13 protein-coding genes and 1 riboswitch are annotated in these 15,522 nt (G+C 55.7%); of the genes, 8 read left to right on the top strand and 5 right to left on the bottom strand.

The annotated features are described in order from the left end of the window. Window positions 1-31: 31 nt before the first annotated feature. Window positions 32-502, top strand: coding sequence for a DUF1456 family protein (locus tag DVA44_RS07620; protein WP_114314452.1), 471 nt, complete (start codon window positions 32-34; stop codon window positions 500-502). 118 nt (window positions 503-620) lie between these two features. Here the strand turns inward: DVA44_RS07620 and metG are convergent, their stop codons facing one another. Beyond that, the gene (metG, locus tag DVA44_RS07625) at window positions 621-2,654 is read right to left on the bottom strand and encodes a methionine--tRNA ligase (protein ID WP_114386112.1); all 2,034 of its coding nucleotides are present in this window, start codon (window positions 2,652-2,654) and stop codon (window positions 621-623) included. A gap of 165 nt (window positions 2,655-2,819) precedes the next feature. On the opposite strand from metG, the gene apbC reads away from it, so the two are divergent. After that, on the top strand, window positions 2,820-3,929 hold the full coding sequence (apbC, locus tag DVA44_RS07630; RefSeq protein ID WP_114386113.1) for an iron-sulfur cluster carrier protein ApbC: 1,110 nt from the start codon (window positions 2,820-2,822) through the stop codon (window positions 3,927-3,929). An 85-nt stretch (window positions 3,930-4,014) separates the two neighbouring features. Here apbC and DVA44_RS07635 read toward each other — a convergent pair whose 3' ends face one another. Further along, window positions 4,015-4,347 (bottom strand): RcnB family protein, encoded by a 333-nt coding sequence (locus tag DVA44_RS07635; protein ID WP_114314454.1) that lies wholly within the window; start codon window positions 4,345-4,347, stop codon window positions 4,015-4,017. Window positions 4,348-4,844: 497 nt separating this feature from the next. On the opposite strand from DVA44_RS07635, the gene DVA44_RS07640 reads away from it, so the two are divergent. From DVA44_RS07640 to DVA44_RS07650, 3 genes are read left to right on the top strand one after another with little or no spacing between them, the layout of a single operon-like run. After that, a complete protein-coding gene (locus DVA44_RS07640) occupies window positions 4,845-5,984 on the top strand; it encodes a polysaccharide export protein (protein ID WP_114314455.1) in 1,140 nt (379 codons plus the stop codon). Beyond that, on the top strand, window positions 5,984-6,448 hold the full coding sequence (locus tag DVA44_RS07645; RefSeq protein WP_103825045.1) for a protein tyrosine phosphatase: 465 nt from the start codon (window positions 5,984-5,986) through the stop codon (window positions 6,446-6,448). The genes DVA44_RS07640 and DVA44_RS07645 overlap by 1 nt, the downstream gene beginning before the upstream one ends. Next, on the top strand, window positions 6,430-8,631 hold the full coding sequence (locus DVA44_RS07650) for a polysaccharide biosynthesis tyrosine autokinase (protein WP_114386114.1): 2,202 nt from the start codon (window positions 6,430-6,432) through the stop codon (window positions 8,629-8,631). The genes DVA44_RS07645 and DVA44_RS07650 overlap by 19 nt, the downstream gene beginning before the upstream one ends. 41 nt (window positions 8,632-8,672) lie before the next feature. Here the strand turns inward: DVA44_RS07650 and DVA44_RS07655 are convergent, their stop codons facing one another. The 3 genes from DVA44_RS07655 to DVA44_RS07665 form a co-directional block, all read right to left on the bottom strand. After that, window positions 8,673-10,139, bottom strand: a complete 1,467-nt coding sequence (locus DVA44_RS07655) for an aspartate aminotransferase family protein (RefSeq protein ID WP_114386115.1) — start codon at window positions 10,137-10,139, stop codon at window positions 8,673-8,675. Between the two features lie 18 nt (window positions 10,140-10,157). After that, a complete protein-coding gene (locus DVA44_RS07660; protein ID WP_103825048.1) occupies window positions 10,158-11,540 on the bottom strand; it encodes a diaminobutyrate--2-oxoglutarate transaminase in 1,383 nt (460 codons plus the stop codon). Window positions 11,541-11,782: 242 nt separating this feature from the next. Beyond that, on the bottom strand, window positions 11,783-12,244 hold the full coding sequence (locus tag DVA44_RS07665) for a hypothetical protein (protein ID WP_114386116.1): 462 nt from the start codon (window positions 12,242-12,244) through the stop codon (window positions 11,783-11,785). A 336-nt stretch (window positions 12,245-12,580) separates the two neighbouring features. After that, window positions 12,581-12,677: riboswitch (TPP riboswitch) on the top strand. A gap of 35 nt (window positions 12,678-12,712) precedes the next feature. On the opposite strand from DVA44_RS07665, the gene thiM reads away from it, so the two are divergent. The 3 genes from thiM (at window position 12,713) to fbaB (ending at window position 15,451) form a co-directional block, all read left to right on the top strand. Then, complete coding sequence (gene thiM / locus DVA44_RS07670) at window positions 12,713-13,483, top strand: hydroxyethylthiazole kinase (RefSeq protein WP_114386117.1); 771 nt, start codon at window positions 12,713-12,715, stop codon at window positions 13,481-13,483. Further along, window positions 13,480-14,280 (top strand): bifunctional hydroxymethylpyrimidine kinase/phosphomethylpyrimidine kinase, encoded by an 801-nt coding sequence (thiD, locus tag DVA44_RS07675; protein WP_114386118.1) that lies wholly within the window; start codon window positions 13,480-13,482, stop codon window positions 14,278-14,280. The genes thiM and thiD overlap by 4 nt, the downstream gene beginning before the upstream one ends. Window positions 14,281-14,398: 118 nt before the next feature. Continuing rightward, the gene (gene fbaB / locus DVA44_RS07680) at window positions 14,399-15,451 is read left to right on the top strand and encodes a class I fructose-bisphosphate aldolase (protein WP_103180254.1); all 1,053 of its coding nucleotides are present in this window, start codon (window positions 14,399-14,401) and stop codon (window positions 15,449-15,451) included. The last annotated feature ends 71 nt before the right edge of the window (window positions 15,452-15,522 follow it).

Here is a 15,522-nt window from a genome sequence, read left to right on the forward strand (position 1 = left end):
CGCCATTGCATCATCGACACTCGAAGGCTCTATGCTCAGTAATGATATTCTTCGTAGCCTGCGCTACACCCTGAAAGCCAATAACAACGACATGGTGCGCATTCTTGCGCTTGCCGACATGGAATCCACCTCCGCCGGGTTCGACACCTGGATGACCAAAGAGGACGAGGAGGGTTTTGTTCGCTGCCCGGACATCATCCTCTCCGGTTTTCTGAACGGCCTTATCTACCACAAGCGTGGCAAAGATGAATCTGCGCCTGAGCTCTCGCTGGAGCGTCGGGTGAATAACAACACGGTGCTGAAGAAACTGCGCATCGCCTTTTCGCTGAAAACCGACGATATTCTGGCCATTATGACCGAACAGAAGTTCCGCGTCTCAATGCCGGAAATCACCGCCATGATGCGCGCGCCGGACCATAAAAATTACCGCGAGTGTGGGGATCAGTTCCTGCGCTATTTCCTGCGTGGGCTCACCAACCGGGTGCATGCCGCGAAGCCGTAATGTTGCCCGGCGGCGCTGCGCTTGCGCGGGCCTACGGGTTATATAGGCCGGGTAAGGCGAAGCCGCCACCCGGCAAAAGGGCATAAAAAAAGCCGGAGATTAACTCCGGCTTTTTTATTTATTTCACCTGATGACCAGGCAGCGCACCGCTGTCCGGGCTTAACAGGAAGATATCTTTCCCGCCAGGACCTGCGGCCATCACCATCCCCTCAGAGATGCCGAAGCGCATTTTGCGCGGTGCGAGGTTCGCCACCATCACCGTGTGGCGGCCAATCAGCACCTGCGGATCTGGATAGGCGGAACGAATACCGGAGAAGACGTTGCGCTTCTCGCCGCCCAGATCGAGGGTCAGGCGCAGCAACTTATCGGAGCCTTCCACAAATTCCGCGTTTTCAATCAGCGCCACGCGCATATCGACTTTGGCGAAATCATCGAAACTGATGGTCTCCTGAATCGGATCGTCCGCCAGCGGGCCGGTAACCGGCGCGGCGGCGGCTTTCACCTCTTCTTTCGAGGCTTCAACCAGGGCTTCAACCTGCTTCATCTCGATGCGGTTGTAGAGCGCCTTGAAGGCGTTCAGCTTATGGCCGAGCAGCGGTTGATTGATGCTGTCCCAGCTCAGTTCGGTGTTCAGGAACGCTTCAGTACGCGCGGCCAGCTGCGGCAGAACCGGCTTGAGGTAAGACATCAGCACGCGGAACAGGTTGATCCCCATGGAGCAGATCGCCTGCAGGTCAGCGTCGCGGCCTTCCTGTTTGGCAACTACCCACGGTGCCTGCTCGTCAACGTAGCGGTTAGCGAGGTCGGCCAGGGCCATGATTTCACGCACCGCTTTACCAAACTCGCGGCTCTCCCACGCTTCGCCAATTACGGCAGCCGCGTCGGTGAAGGTTTTGTACAGCTCAGGATCCGCCAGTTCCGCCGCCATCACGCCGTCGAAACGCTTGGCGATAAAGCCGGCGTTACGGGAAGCCAGGTTGACCACTTTGTTCACGATGTCAGCATTAACGCGCTGGACGAAATCTTCCAGGTTCAGGTCGATATCGTCGATACGGGAAGAGAGCTTCGCTGCGTAGTAGTAGCGCAGGCTGTCGGCATCAAAGTGGTTCAGCCAGGTGCTGGCCTTAATGAAGGTGCCGCGCGATTTGGACATCTTCGCGCCGTTCACGGTTACATAGCCGTGGACAAACAGGTTGGTTGGCTTGCGGAAACCGCTGCCTTCCAGCATGGCAGGCCAGAACAGGCTGTGGAAGTAAACGATGTCTTTGCCGATGAAGTGATACAGCTCGGCGGTGGAATCTTTCTTCCAGTATTCGTCGAAGCTGGTGGTATCGCCGCGCTTGTCGCACAGGTTCTTGAAGGAGCCCATGTAGCCGATAGGCGCATCCAGCCAGACGTAGAAGTATTTGCCCGGTGCGTTCGGGATTTCGAAGCCGAAGTATGGCGCATCGCGGGAGATATCCCACTGCTGCAGGCCGGATTCAAACCACTCCTGCATCTTGTTCGCCACCTGTTCCTGCAGCGCGCCGCTGCGGGTCCACGCCTGCAGCATTTCGCTGAACGACGGCAGGTCGAAGAAGAAGTGTTCGGAATCACGCATCTCTGGCGTCGCGCCGGAAACCACGGACTTTGGCTCAATCAGCTCGGTTGGGCTGTAGGTTGCGCCGCACACTTCGCAGTTATCGCCATACTGGTCCGGAGATTTACATTTCGGGCAGGTGCCTTTCACGAAACGGTCCGGCAGGAACATGCCTTTTTCTGGATCGTAGAGCTGAGAGATGGTGCGGTTTTTGATAAAACCATTCTCTTTCAGACGGGTATAGATCAGCTCCGACAGCTCACGGTTTTCGTCGCTGTGCGTGGAATGATAGTTGTCATAGCTGATGTCGAAGCCAGCAAAATCGGTCTGATGCTCCTGACTCATTTCGGCAATCATCTGCTCCGGGGAGATACCCAGCTGCTGCGCTTTCAGCATGATTGGCGTGCCGTGCGCGTCGTCTGCACAGATGAAGTTTACCTCGTGGCCGCGCATTCGCTGGTAACGGACCCAGACATCAGCCTGGATATGCTCCAGCATGTGGCCGAGGTGGATGGAGCCGTTAGCGTACGGCAGAGCGCACGTTACCAGAATTTTTTTCGCGACTTGAGTCATAGTAGGTATTACTTCTTTTAGCTGTGAAAAGGGTTTTTGATGTTACCCGAAAGGGAATAACTACGCCAAGTGATAAGGGCATTAATCCATAAATGAATAATTGTTACCTCTGGGGTAAACTTGGTAATTACATCTCTTTTTCAGAACAACTACAAAGGAGTCGGGATGAGTTCTCAATCCCAGGCCAAATCACCGGAAGCCTTGCGCGCAATGGTTGCCGGGACGCTGGCTAATTTTCAGCACCCCACCCTGAAGCACAATCTCACCACGCTGAAAGCGTTACATCACGTGGCGTGGCTGGATGATACCCTGTATGTCGAACTGCATATGCCGTTCGTCTGGAGCCATGCGTTCGAGACGCTGAAGGAGCAAACCAGCGCCGAACTGCTGCGCATCACCGGGGCGAAGGCCATCGACTGGAAATTGACCCATACCATCGCCACGCTGAAACGGGTGAAGAACCATCCGGGCATCAATGGTGTGAAAAACATCATCGCGATCAGCTCCGGCAAGGGCGGGGTGGGTAAATCCTCTACTGCCGTGAACCTGGCGCTGGCGCTGGCCGCCGAAGGGGCGAAGGTCGGTATCCTGGATGCTGATATCTATGGTCCGTCAATTCCTAACATGCTGGGCGCGGAAAATCAGCGTCCGACCTCCCCGGATGGCACCCACATGGCGCCAATTATGGCTTACGGTCTGGCGACCAACTCCATTGGCTATCTGGTCACCGACGATAACGCCATGGTGTGGCGCGGGCCGATGGCCAGCAAAGCGCTGATGCAGATGTTGCAGGAGACCATGTGGCCGGATCTCGATTATCTGGTACTCGATATGCCGCCGGGCACCGGTGACATTCAGCTGACCCTGGCGCAGAACATCCCGGTTACCGGTGCGGTGGTTGTCACCACCCCGCAGGACATCGCGCTGATTGATGCCAAAAAAGGCATTGTGATGTTCGAGAAGGTAGAGGTGCCGGTGCTGGGTATCGTTGAAAACATGAGCATGCATATCTGCAGCAACTGCGGTCACCATGAAGCCATCTTCGGTACCGGCGGGGCAGAAAAACTGGCTGCGCAGTATCACACCCAGCTGCTGGGGCAGATGCCGCTGCACATTACGCTGCGTGAAGATCTGGATAGCGGCAAGCCGACCGTCGTCAACCGTCCTGAAAGTGAGTTTGCTGAGATGTATCGTCAGCTGGCAAACCGCGTTGCCGCACAGCTTTACTGGCAGGGTGAGGTGATCCCGGGCGATATCGCGTTCCGCGCGGTGTAAGGCTTTGTCGGGGGCGCTTTGCTTGCGCGGGCCTACAAGTTAGGGTAGGCCGGGTAAGCGAAGCGTCACCCGGCGCAATAAGCGATTAACGGTGGTAGAAGATATCGCCGTTATACGCTTTGTAGATCTTACCGTCAGTATCGCCTACCAGCACGTAGTTCTCGCCCATGTAAGTCCAGTGGGTTCCCGCATCCGGTTCAGGCAGGTTACGCAGCTTATACTGCTTGATGGTGTACTCAGGTGTCAGGTACTGCGCCGGGGCGAAATCACCAATCTTGTATTTCGTAAAATCGGCTACAAATTCCTGTTCCTCATAGGCCTGGATGCCAGAGGGGGCCGCTGTGGCTTGTGGCGCAGCAAATGCCGTGCTCGCCAGTGACATCAATACGCCCAGAAGTAGAATTTTACCTTTAGTCATTTTATCTCCAGATTTACCGTGGCCATTACTCTTGTTCTGCCGTTTCGTGGCTGAGCAACAGATAGTCTATTTTATGTTTTGCCGGTTGGCTAAGTGCGTTAAAAATGTAACAAATCAACACATCCTTAAGTTGCTCTGGCCAGACTCAATTATTTATATAGTGAATTTATTTCCTAATTTAAATTTATATTATTTATTTTTGTATTTATAAATTCCGAAAATGACGCGTTCGGACATAATAGCCGTTAATGTACTATGTTAATTTTTTTGTGAAGTGTTTATGATGCTTTTTAATTAATTTGTGTTGTTTTGGTTTTCCTCTTTTCAAAGATATCACCAGACAATCTCCAGTACAGCTAGTGTTTTTTTATTAGGTTGTTTCCTTGTAACTCTTTGATCGCAAGTAAAATTTTAAGTTAAGTGATGTGGCAAATTTAATGGGAGCTACAGGGAAATTGATGGGCATTTAACGGAATATATTAGAGTATCTCTTATTAATGACAACACCACTCCGCTCCAGTGTAAGTATTTTTTGCGCATTATTATTAACAGGCTGCACCATTACGCCCGGTCAACATATAAACACTTCTGGGAAAAATAATATTGCAGTTAGCGACAATCCATATGATTTAAATAAGAAAATGGATGTCTGGCCATTAACGCCTTCAGTGATTGAACAGCTTCGAACAAGCCAGGTGAAATCTCAGGCAAATCCGAGTCTGGATGAACAATTAAAGCGCTGGGAGTACCGTATAGGCCCCGGAGATGTGTTGATGATCACCGTCTGGGATCACCCCGAGCTCACTACCCCTGCCGGGCAATACCGTAGCGCAAGCGACACCGGAAACTGGGTCGGCGCAGACGGAACGCTCTTTTATCCCTACGTCGGCAAGCTACACGTTGCCGGAAAAACGCTCGCCCAGGTGCGCGAAGAGATCACCGCCCGACTGGACAGGGTGATTGAAAGCCCGCAGGTCGATGTCAGTATCGCGGCGTTTCGTTCGCAAAAAGCCTATGTCACTGGCGAAGTGGTGAAATCAGGGCAGCAGCCAATTACCAATATCCCGCTGACCATTATGGATGCGATCAACGCGGCGGGTGGCCTCTCGACGGATGCAGACTGGCGAAATGTCGTGTTGACGCATAAGGGTAAGGATACCCGGATTTCTCTCTATGCCCTGATGCAGCACGGAGACCTGACGCAAAACAGGCTGCTGTGGCCGGGCGATATTCTGTTCGTACCACGCAATGATGCCCTGAAAGTTTTTGTCATGGGTGAAGTGGTGAAACAGAGCACCCTCAAGATGGATCGCAGCGGCATGACGCTGGCAGAAGCCCTGGCGAACGCGGGTGGCCTGAACCAGAGCATGGCCGATGCCACCGGCATCTTCGTCATACGCTCCAACGGCAAGAACAGCCAGGACGGCAAAATCGCGCGTATCTATCAACTCAATGCCCGCGACGCGTCTGCGATGGTGCTCGGCACTGAATTTCAGCTTCAGCCCTACGATATTGTCTATGTCACCACCGCGCCTGTTTCACGCTGGAACAGAGTATTGACGCAGCTGGTGCCGACGATCAGCGGTGTGCATGATCTGACCGAAACTGTGCGCTTTATTAAATCGTGGCCTGAATAATGATCCGATCCATTCTGGTGATTTGTACGGGAAATGTTTGCCGCTCCCCGATTGGAGAGCGTCTGTTACAGCAACAGTTACCCTCGTTAACCATCGCATCAGCAGGTATTCGCGGTCTTGCCGGGTACCCGGCGGATCGTTATGCGCAAAAAGTCGCTGCCATGCATGGCCTGTCCCTGGCGGATCATGTGGCCCGCCCGCTGACGGCAGCGATGATGCGTGAATACGATCTGCTCCTTGCCATGGAGTCACAGCAAATAAACCGGATCTCGCTTATCGCGCCTGAGGCGCGTGGCAAAGCCTTGCTGTTTGGGCAATGGCTGAGGGAACAAGAGATCCCCGATCCGTACGGCAAAAGCATGGAAGCTTTTGAATATGTTTTTCGCCTGCTTGGCGAAGCAAGCCAGGAATGGGCCAACCGACTTACCGTTAAGGGATTACGTACATGCCGTCGAACATTGTAAATACCCAGGGTCATGCTGACAGTCATCATGAACTTGATCTGGCGCGTCTTCTGGGAGAGTTAATCGATCATCGCGTTGCTATTCTCGGCATTACGCTAATTTTTGTGCTTCTGGGAACGTTTTATGCACTCTTTGCATCACCGGTCTATCTCGCCGATGCGATGGTGCAAATAGAAGATAAGCAGCAGAACAGCATTCTTAAAACCCTGGATCAGCTGACACCGACGCTTTCATCAGATTCCAGCGCCGAAATTCAGATACTGAAATCGCGAATGATCCTGGGTAAAACGGTGGAGGCGCTGCGCTTACGCGATGAAATAACCCAGGTTCGCCTGCCGCTGATAGGCAAAGCATGGGCGAAGCTTATCGGTCAGCCCGCCGCTACGCTGATTCTGGATAATTTGACGATCCCTGAAATTCCAGGCAAGCCGATGATACTGACCCTGACCGCCGAAGATAACGGACGTTTTCTGCTGGAAGGAGAGGGCATCAGCGCGCACGGCACGGTAGGTCCCCCCGTGCAACATGCCGGGGTGAGCATTACCGTTCGCGAATTGTCGGCGCCGCCCGGCACACAATTCAAGGTTCGGCAACGTGGGCAACTGGAGGTGATCAATGCCCTGAGCCGTCAGTTTAGCGTGACCGAGCAGGGTAAAGAGAGCGGGATCCTGATGCTGAGTCTGACTGGCCACGATCCTGTGCAGATCAAAAGCACGCTCAATCATATTATGCACAACTATCTGCAGCAGAATATTGCCCGCCAGGCCGCCCAGGATTCGCAGAGCCTCGACTTTCTGCAACGCCAGCTACCGCTGGTGCAGCAAGAGCTGGAGCAGGCCGAGGAGCGTCTCAATGTCTATCGTAAACAGCGTGACTCGGTGGATTTAACCCTGGAAGCCAAGTCAGTGCTGGAACAGATTGTTAACGTTGACAATCAGCTCAACGAGCTCACTTTCCGCGAGGCGGAGGTCTCTCAGCACTTTAAAAAGGACCATCCAACCTATCGGGCGCTGCGTGAAAAGCGGCAGACTTTAGAAAGCGAACGTGAACGACTGAACAAACGCGTGGAAACGATGCCGTCTACGCAGCAGCAGGTTTTGCGCCTGAGCCGCGACGTGGATACCAATCGGGCGGTTTATCTTCAGCTTCTGACGCGTCAGCAGGAGCTCAATATCTCCCGTTCCAGCACGATTGGCAATGCGCGCATTATCGACTCGGCAGCCACGCACCCTGAGCCTATCAAGCCGCGCAAGGCGACAATTGTGGCTTTCATGACCCTGTTCGGATTCTTCCTCTCGTCAGGGTGCGTGCTGGCGAAAGCGGCGCTACGACGCGGCATAAACGCTCCGGAACAGCTTGAAAAAGAGGGCATTAACGTTTATGCCACCTTGCCCCATTCGGTCTGGCTGCATAATAAAACCCGGGCGGGCGGCCGCTACTTCTTCAACTACTCCAGGCGGCATAAAATCAAAGATGTGCCATTCTTACCCGTCGACAGGCCGCTGGATAATTTTGTCGAAGCAGTGCGCGGGTTACGCACCAGCCTGCACTTTGCGATGATGGATGCCGCAAATAATATTCTCATGTTCAGCGGCCCGACTCAGGACTGCGGTAAAACACTGGTCAGTACCTCACTGGCGGCGCTGGTGACGCAGGTCGATAAACGGGTGCTGTTTATCGATGCTGATATGCGTAAAGGCTACGTGCATAACATCTTTGGGTTGCGCAATGACGCCGGTTTATCGGATGTGCTGTCAGGCAAAGTGACCTTCCAGGCGGCGATTCAGACTTACACCAGCGGACAGTTTGATGTTGTGACCTGCGGGCAGTATCCGCCTAATCCCGCTGAGCTGCTATCGCACGATCGTCTTCGTGAATTTATGGCCTGGGCCAGCGAACGGTACGACATAGTGATTGTCGACGCGCCGCCGGTACTGGCGGTCACCGATGCTGCGTTGGTAGGTCAGATCGCCGCCTCTACCCTGCTGGTGGCCCGGTTTAACGTGACCAGCGTTCGCGAGATGGAGGTTAGCCAGCATCGTTTACAGCAGATGGGGGTCAACATCAAAGGGGCGATTCTGAACGACGTCGTGAAATCGGCAGCCAGCTATTATGCTTCCGGTTATGATGCTTATGGCTATTCTGCCGGGCAGCACGGAAACGAGAAGAGTAAAGCGAGATAACAAAAGGGAGAGACCCGGCAGCGAGCGCTGCCGGGGACAACTTACTTAGCCAGCAGCTCGTTCGCCGTGCGTTCCACCAGTGACAGCAGGACTTTAACATCCTCCAGGGTCACAATTGGGTTCAGCAGGGTCAGCTTCAGGCAGGTGACACCGTTATGCTCGGTAACACCTACGTTAGCGCGGCCTGATTCCAGCAGGGCATCGCCAATCTTCTGGTTGAGCAGCGCGATGGCCGCGTCATCCAGCTGATGCTCCGGACGGAAACGGAACAGAACGCTCGCCAGCTGCGGCGGCATGACCAGTTCCAGTCGCGGCTGGTCAGTGACATACGCCGCAACCTGTTGGGCCATGGTGACACCGTGATCGATGATCTCAGCGTATTTCTTCTCGCCCAACGCTTCCAGGCTCATCCACAGCTTCAGCGCGTCAAAACGACGGGTGGTCTGCAGGGATTTGGACACCAGGTTTGGTACGCCAGCCTCTTCGTCGAACTCAGAGTTCAGGTACGCCGCCTGATAGCGCATCAGCTCATAGTGACGCGCCTCTTTCAGCAGGAACGCGCCGCAGCTGATGGTCTGGAAGAATTGCTTGTGGAAGTCCAGAGTAACGGAATCCACCAGCTCGATGCCGTCGAGGTAATCGCGATACTTCTCGGACATCAGCAGCGCGCCGCCCCATGCCGCATCGACGTGAACCCAGATATTCTGCTTCGCCGCCAGCTCTGCAATGGCACGCAGCGGATCGATAGCGCCCGCATCGGTGGTGCCTGCGGTGGCAACGATCGCCAGAATCTGTTCGCCGTTGGCATTGCACTGCTCGATTTTCGCCGCCAGATCGGTCAGATCCATGCGCGAACATTCGTCAGTTTTAACCTGAATAACGGACTGGTAGCCGAGGCCCATCAGCGCCATGTTCTTCTGCACGGAGAAGTGCGCGCTCTCGGAGCACAGCACCCGGATCTTACGCAGATCGCCCACCAGACCATCCTGCTGGACGGAGTGGCCCTGACGCGCAAAGAAGGCATCGCGCGCCAGCATCAGACCCATCATGTTGCTCTGGGTGCCGCCGCTGGTGAAGACCCCAGCGTCGCCCGCCTGATAACCCAGGCGGGTACGCAGCCACTCGATCAGTTTTATCTCGATAATGGTCGCGGACGGGCTCTGATCCCAGGAGTCCATGCTCTGGTTAGTGGCGTTGATCATCACTTCCGCCGCCTGGCTTACCACTAGGCTCGGGCAGTGGAGATGCGCCACACACTGCGGATGATGCACCGCCAGGCTGTCTTTCAGGAAATATTCAACGGCACGCTCAATAGCGGTTTCGTTGCCCAGCCCTTCCGGACTGAATTCCAGGTTGATACGCTCGCGCAGTTCGGCGACCGTTTTACCCTGGTACATTTCCGGCTGTTTCAGCCACTGCATGACCGCCTGGGTGCTCTGCTCGATCGCCTGCTGGTAGGCTTCGATGCTTTGCGCCGAGGACGACAAAATCGGGTTTAAATCTGACATTCTATCCATTGTCTCCGGTTAAACTGGGCGAACGCCCGCAGCAAGCAGCGCCTGCTCAAATTTGTCCAGGAACACATTCAGCTCCTGATCGCTGATCAGCAGGGAAGGCAGCAGACGCACAACGTTACCGTTACGGCCGCCACGCTCCAGAATCAGGCCCGCTTCGAAGCACTTCTTCTGGATCAGCGCAGAGAGCTCGCCGTCGCCCGGGAAGCAGCCCATATGGTCGGCAGCTTCGTGCGGTTTGACGATCTCAATACCGATCATCATGCCCAGACCGCGCACATGACCGATAACCGGATAGCGTTTCTGCAGCTCAACCAGCTTCGCTTTCAGCCACTCGCCCTGGGCGGCAACTTTATCGGCGATGTTCTGCTCTTTGAGGATCTGCAGGGTGGTGAGGCCGGTAGCCATCGCCAGCTGGTTGCCACGGAAAGTACCGGTATGGTGACCCGGAGACCAGGCATCGAACTGCTTTTTGATACCCAGAACGGCCAGCGGCAGACCGCCGCCTACAGCTTTGGACATCACCACGATGTCTGGCTGAATACCTGCGTGTTCGAAGGCGAAGAATTTACCGGTACGGGCAAAACCAGCCTGAACTTCGTCGAGGATCAGCAGAATGCCGTGCTCTTCGGTCACTTTACGGATGCGCTGCAGCCATTCAACCGGCGCCGGGTTCACACCGCCTTCGCCCTGGACAGCTTCCAGGATCACGGCAGCAGGTTTACGCACGCCGCTTTCCACGTCGTTGATCAGGTTTTCGAAGTAGTAAGCCAGCGCTTTCACGCCCGCTTCACCACCGATACCCAGCGGGCAGCGGTACTGGTGTGGGTAAGGCATGAACTGGACTTCAGGCATCATGCCGTCAACCGCTTCTTTCGGAGAGAGGTTGCCGGTCACGGACAGTGCGCCGTGGGTCATGCCGTGATAAGCACCGGAGAAGCTGATAATGCCGCTACGGCCAGTCACTTTTTTCGCCAGCTTCAGCGCGGCTTCAACGGCGTCTGCACCGGATGGGCCGGTAAACTGCAGGCAGTACTCTTTACCCTGACCTGGCAGCAAGGAGAGCAGGTATTCTGAGAACGCATCTTTTAACGGCGTCGTCAGATCCAGGGTATGTAACGGCAAGCCGCTGGTAATGACACTTTGAATGCTTTTCAGCACATCAGGATGGTTATGACCCAGCGCCAGCGTTCCCGCACCGGCCAGGCAATCAAGATACTCTTTATTATCCGCATCGGTGATCCACACCCCTTCCGCCTTAGTAATAGCTAAAGGCAGTTTGCGCGGATAACTCCTGACATTGGATTCCATTTCGGCCTGACGGGCCAGATAGGTTTCGTTGGTTTTGAAAGAAGAAGCATTCAAAGTATCAATACGGACTTTATCCGTCATCATATCACTCCTACAACCGCAGCTCAGCACGTGGCTCCGATTGAATAATTAATGAAAAAAATGAGAAGGGCCTCAAAAAACGCGGCCAATATAGAGCCTTTTTGCCCGGGGCTCAATGGTTAATTGTTTATCGTTTTGTAACGCGCATTGAATCAACGCGCGTAAGGCGTAACCCCGCATGGTAGCTGAGGTTTTGTGGGGGGCGCTTCGTGTAAAAAAGAGGGGCGTTTTAGAATACTTTTGGACTACTTTTGAACGACGCTCAGAATGCCGTTGTCGCGGCCATGGGTTTTATTCCACGAGGCATCGGTCACGCCGTTCGCATCCAGCGAGATCGACAGGACGTAGCCTGCGCCTCTGACTTCGTAGAAGTTAGCATTAAAGCGTTTCACCGTGGCTTTTTTGCCGTTAATGGTCGCCTGGGTAAAGCCATTATTGACGCTGGCTTTGATACCGTTGGCGCTAAATGACGCTTCACGCAGCGGGTCGGCAACGTGTGCCGCCTGACTGTGTTGTACGGCTTCGTGCGCATTCTCAAGGGCCTGTTTTTCCGCCGCGGCATTGATGGCGGCCTGACGGTTCTGATCGGCAACGTAGCAGGCGTCGCGGCTTACGCCTTTGGCCTGACACTGCGCTAAGCGCTGCTCTTCTGAGACGCAGCCCGCAAGAAGCGTAGCCACCATCCCTACTAACAGAATCTTTTTCATACATTAACCTTAAATAGGTTGAGGAACCGATATTCCTCGGGGTTGATAAGCTCATTATTGTTGGTCTGGCCATTCTATGCGTGCGTCTATAGTAGAAACGCAGCGATGGCTCGCGGTGACTATCGCGGAAGAGGTGCGTTATCAGGTTGATGAAGATCACATTTAGCACGAATAGCTAAAAACTTGAGAGTTATCCTGGCTGACGGTTATCCAGAGGTCAGAAAATGGTTTTGCAGATGTAAGCCGGGTGGTGACGTGAATGTGATAAAGGGGGCGTGCCAGAAAGGATCTTGCTATTGCCAGACGCATCCTCTACGCTGCCTCCATTACAGTATGTAATTTGACTCGGGGTGCCTTTCTTTGTGAAGGCTGAGAAATACCCGTACCACCTGATCTGGATAATGCCAGCGTAGGGAAGTCAGATGCCCTCCGGGCTATCGCTTCTTCGCGCAAGGCAGGAGCGATACCATGCAGCCTGACCTGCTTAATCTACACGCCTTACACCATTTCCGAACCCGTTCTCCGCTGACCCACTGCATGACCAACGACGTGGTGCAGACCTTTACCGCCAATGTTCTGCTGGCCCTTGGTGCATCACCGGCGATGGTGATTGAAGCCGAAGAGGCCGAACAATTCTCCGCGCTGGCCGATGCGCTGCTGATCAACGTCGGCACCCTGACCGCACCGCGCGCCCAGGCGATGCGCCGGGCGATTGAAAGCGCGGTGGCGGCGGACAAGCCCTGGACGCTCGATCCGGTAGCCGTTGGCGCGCTGGCCTACCGGACCCGTTTTTGCCAGCAAATTCTCACCCTGAAACCGGCGGCCATTCGCGGCAATGCCTCGGAAATTCTCGCGCTCGCCGGAATGAGCGCGGGCGGACGCGGCGTGGACACCACCGATACGGCAGCCAGCGCGCTGCCCGCCGCCCAGGCGCTGGCGCGGCAAACCAATGCGATTGTGGTGGTAACGGGGGAGGTGGATTACGTCACTGACGGGCTGCGCACCCAGACCCTGACGGGGGGCGACCCGATGATGACCCGGGTGGTGGGCACCGGCTGCGCGCTGTCGGCGGTGGTGGCGTCCAGCTGTTCGCTGCCGGGCGACCGGCTGGATAACATCGCGGCGGCCTGCGGCTGGATGAAACGGGCCGGTACCCTTGCGGCTGCCCAAAGCCGCGGGCCGGGCAGTTTTGCGGCAGCGTTTCTTGATGCCCTGTGGACACTGGAGGCACAACGATGAAACGCATTAATGCCCTGACCATTGCCGGCACAGACCCCAGCGGCGGGGCCGGGATCCAGGCCGACCTGAAAACCTTCTCCGCGCTCGGCGCATACGGCTGCTCGGTGATCACCGCCCTGGTAGCCCAGAACACCCGCGGGGTGCAGTCGGTCTATCGCATTGAGCCTGATTTCGTGGCGGCGCAGCTGGAGTCGGTGTTCAGCGATGTGCGCATCGACACCACCAAAATTGGCATGCTGGCGGAGGCCGATATTGTCGAGGCCGTCGCGGAACAGCTCCTGCGTCATCAGGTTAAAAACGTAGTGCTGGATACGGTGATGCTGGCGAAAAGTGGCGATCCGCTCCTTTCACCTTCCGCCGTCGATACGCTGCGTAAGAAACTGCTGCCGCAGGTGGCGCTCATTACCCCTAATTTACCCGAGGCGGCGGCGTTGCTGGATGCGCCCCATGCCCGCAATGAGCAGGAGATGAAAGCCCAGGGCTATGCCCTGCTGGCGATGGGGTGTGAAGCGGTGCTGATGAAAGGCGGGCATCTGGACGATCCTGAAAGCCCCGACTGGCTGTTCACCCAGGATGGAACCCTGCGTTTTACCGCCCCGCGCATCAATACCAAAAACACCCACGGCACCGGCTGTACGCTCTCGGCCGCGCTGGCGGCGCTGCGCCCGCGGCATGATAGCTGGGCGGATACGGTGCGCGAAGCCAAAGCCTGGCTCTCCTGCGCGCTGGCAGAGGCGGACACGCTGGAAGTGGGGCAGGGCATTGGTCCAGTCCATCATTTCCATGCGTGGTGGTGAAGGTTAGCGCTTATCGCTGGAAAAATCGCCACCCACGGACCAGGCTTAGGGAGCTCGCAATCCTGTGAGCCTGGAGAAAACATGCCGACAGCCCGTCGGCACTAAGGGGAGCAAACCTATGACTGATATTGCGCAGTTGCTTGGCAAAGATGCCGAAAGCCTGTTACAGCATCGTTGTATGACCATTCCAGCCGACCAGCTCTATCTGCCTGGCCACGACTACGTCGACCGCGTGATGGTCGATAATAACCGCCCGCCAGCGGTACTGCGAAACATGCAGACCCTGTATAACACCGGGCGTCTGGGGGGAACCGGCTATCTGTCGATCCTGCCGGTGGACCAGGGGGTAGAACACTCGGCCGGGGCGTCGTTTGCCGCTAACCCGCTCTATTTCGATCCGAAGAATATTGTCGAGCTGGCAATCGAGGCCGGCTGTAACTGCGTGGCCTCCACCTATGGCGTGCTGGCCTCGGTCTCGCGACGTTATGCCCACCGCATCCCGTTCCTCGTCAAGCTTAACCACAACGAAACCCTGAGCTACCCTACCGAATATGACCAGACCCTGTATGCCAGCGTCGAGCAGGCGTTCAACATGGGTGCGGTAGCGGTAGGGGCGACCATCTATTTCGGCTCGGAGCAGTCGCGCCGCCAGATAGAAGAGATCTCCGCCGCCTTTGAGCGTGCCCATGAGCTGGGCATGGTGACGGTGCTGTGGGCCTATCTGCGTAACCCGGCCTTCAATAAAGACGGTACGGATTACCACGTCTCTGCCGATTTAACCGGGCAGGCCAACCATCTGGCAGCCACCATCGGGGCGGATATCGTTAAGCAGAAAATGGCCGAGAACAACGGCGGCTATACGGCGGTCAAGTTTGGCTATACCGACGATCGGGTCTACAGCAAACTGACCAGCGATAACCCCATCGACCTGGTACGCTACCAGCTGGCGAACTGCTATATGGGCCGCGCGGGGCTGATCAACTCCGGTGGCGCTGCAGGCGGCGAGACCGATCTCACCGATGCGGTGCGCACGGCGGTGATCAATAAACGCGCGGGCGGCATGGGGCTGATCCTGGGCCGTAAGGCGTTTAAAAAATCGATGGCCGACGGCGTGAAGCTGATTAACGCCGTGCAGGACGTCTATCTCGATAAAAAAGTCACTATCGCCTAGCCATTCTGCCCCTCTTCCGTTGGAAGCGGGGCAGATGCCGGGCAACACTTCGTTTGCCCGGCCTACAGCGA

Origin of the sequence: Leclercia sp. W17 (genome assembly GCF_003336325.1) — a bacterium.
Lineage (GTDB): Bacteria > Pseudomonadota > Gammaproteobacteria > Enterobacterales > Enterobacteriaceae > Enterobacter.

Bases quoted from the DNA above. Each gene is read 5' to 3' on its own strand.
- thiD (WP_114386118.1), top strand. From the start codon at position 13,480: ATGAAACGCATTAATGCCCTGACCATTGCCGGCACAGACCCCAGCGGC.
- DVA44_RS07660 (WP_103825048.1), bottom strand. From the start codon at position 11,540: ATGATGACGGATAAAGTCCGTATTGATACTTTGAATGCTTCTTCTTTC.
- DVA44_RS07655 (WP_114386115.1), bottom strand. From the start codon at position 10,139: ATGTCAGATTTAAACCCGATTTTGTCGTCCTCGGCGCAAAGCATCGAA.
- thiM (WP_114386117.1), top strand. From the start codon at position 12,713: ATGCAGCCTGACCTGCTTAATCTACACGCCTTACACCATTTCCGAACC.
- DVA44_RS07650 (WP_114386114.1), top strand. From the start codon at position 6,430: ATGCCGTCGAACATTGTAAATACCCAGGGTCATGCTGACAGTCATCAT.
- DVA44_RS07635 (WP_114314454.1), bottom strand. From the start codon at position 4,347: ATGACTAAAGGTAAAATTCTACTTCTGGGCGTATTGATGTCACTGGCG.
- DVA44_RS07645 (WP_103825045.1), top strand. From the start codon at position 5,984: ATGATCCGATCCATTCTGGTGATTTGTACGGGAAATGTTTGCCGCTCC.
- apbC (WP_114386113.1), top strand. From the start codon at position 2,820: ATGAGTTCTCAATCCCAGGCCAAATCACCGGAAGCCTTGCGCGCAATG.
- DVA44_RS07640 (WP_114314455.1), top strand. From the start codon at position 4,845: ATGACAACACCACTCCGCTCCAGTGTAAGTATTTTTTGCGCATTATTA.
- metG (WP_114386112.1), bottom strand. From the start codon at position 2,654: ATGACTCAAGTCGCGAAAAAAATTCTGGTAACGTGCGCTCTGCCGTAC.
- fbaB (WP_103180254.1), top strand. From the start codon at position 14,399: ATGACTGATATTGCGCAGTTGCTTGGCAAAGATGCCGAAAGCCTGTTA.
- DVA44_RS07620 (WP_114314452.1), top strand. From the start codon at position 32: ATGCTCAGTAATGATATTCTTCGTAGCCTGCGCTACACCCTGAAAGCC.
- DVA44_RS07665 (WP_114386116.1), bottom strand. From the start codon at position 12,244: ATGAAAAAGATTCTGTTAGTAGGGATGGTGGCTACGCTTCTTGCGGGC.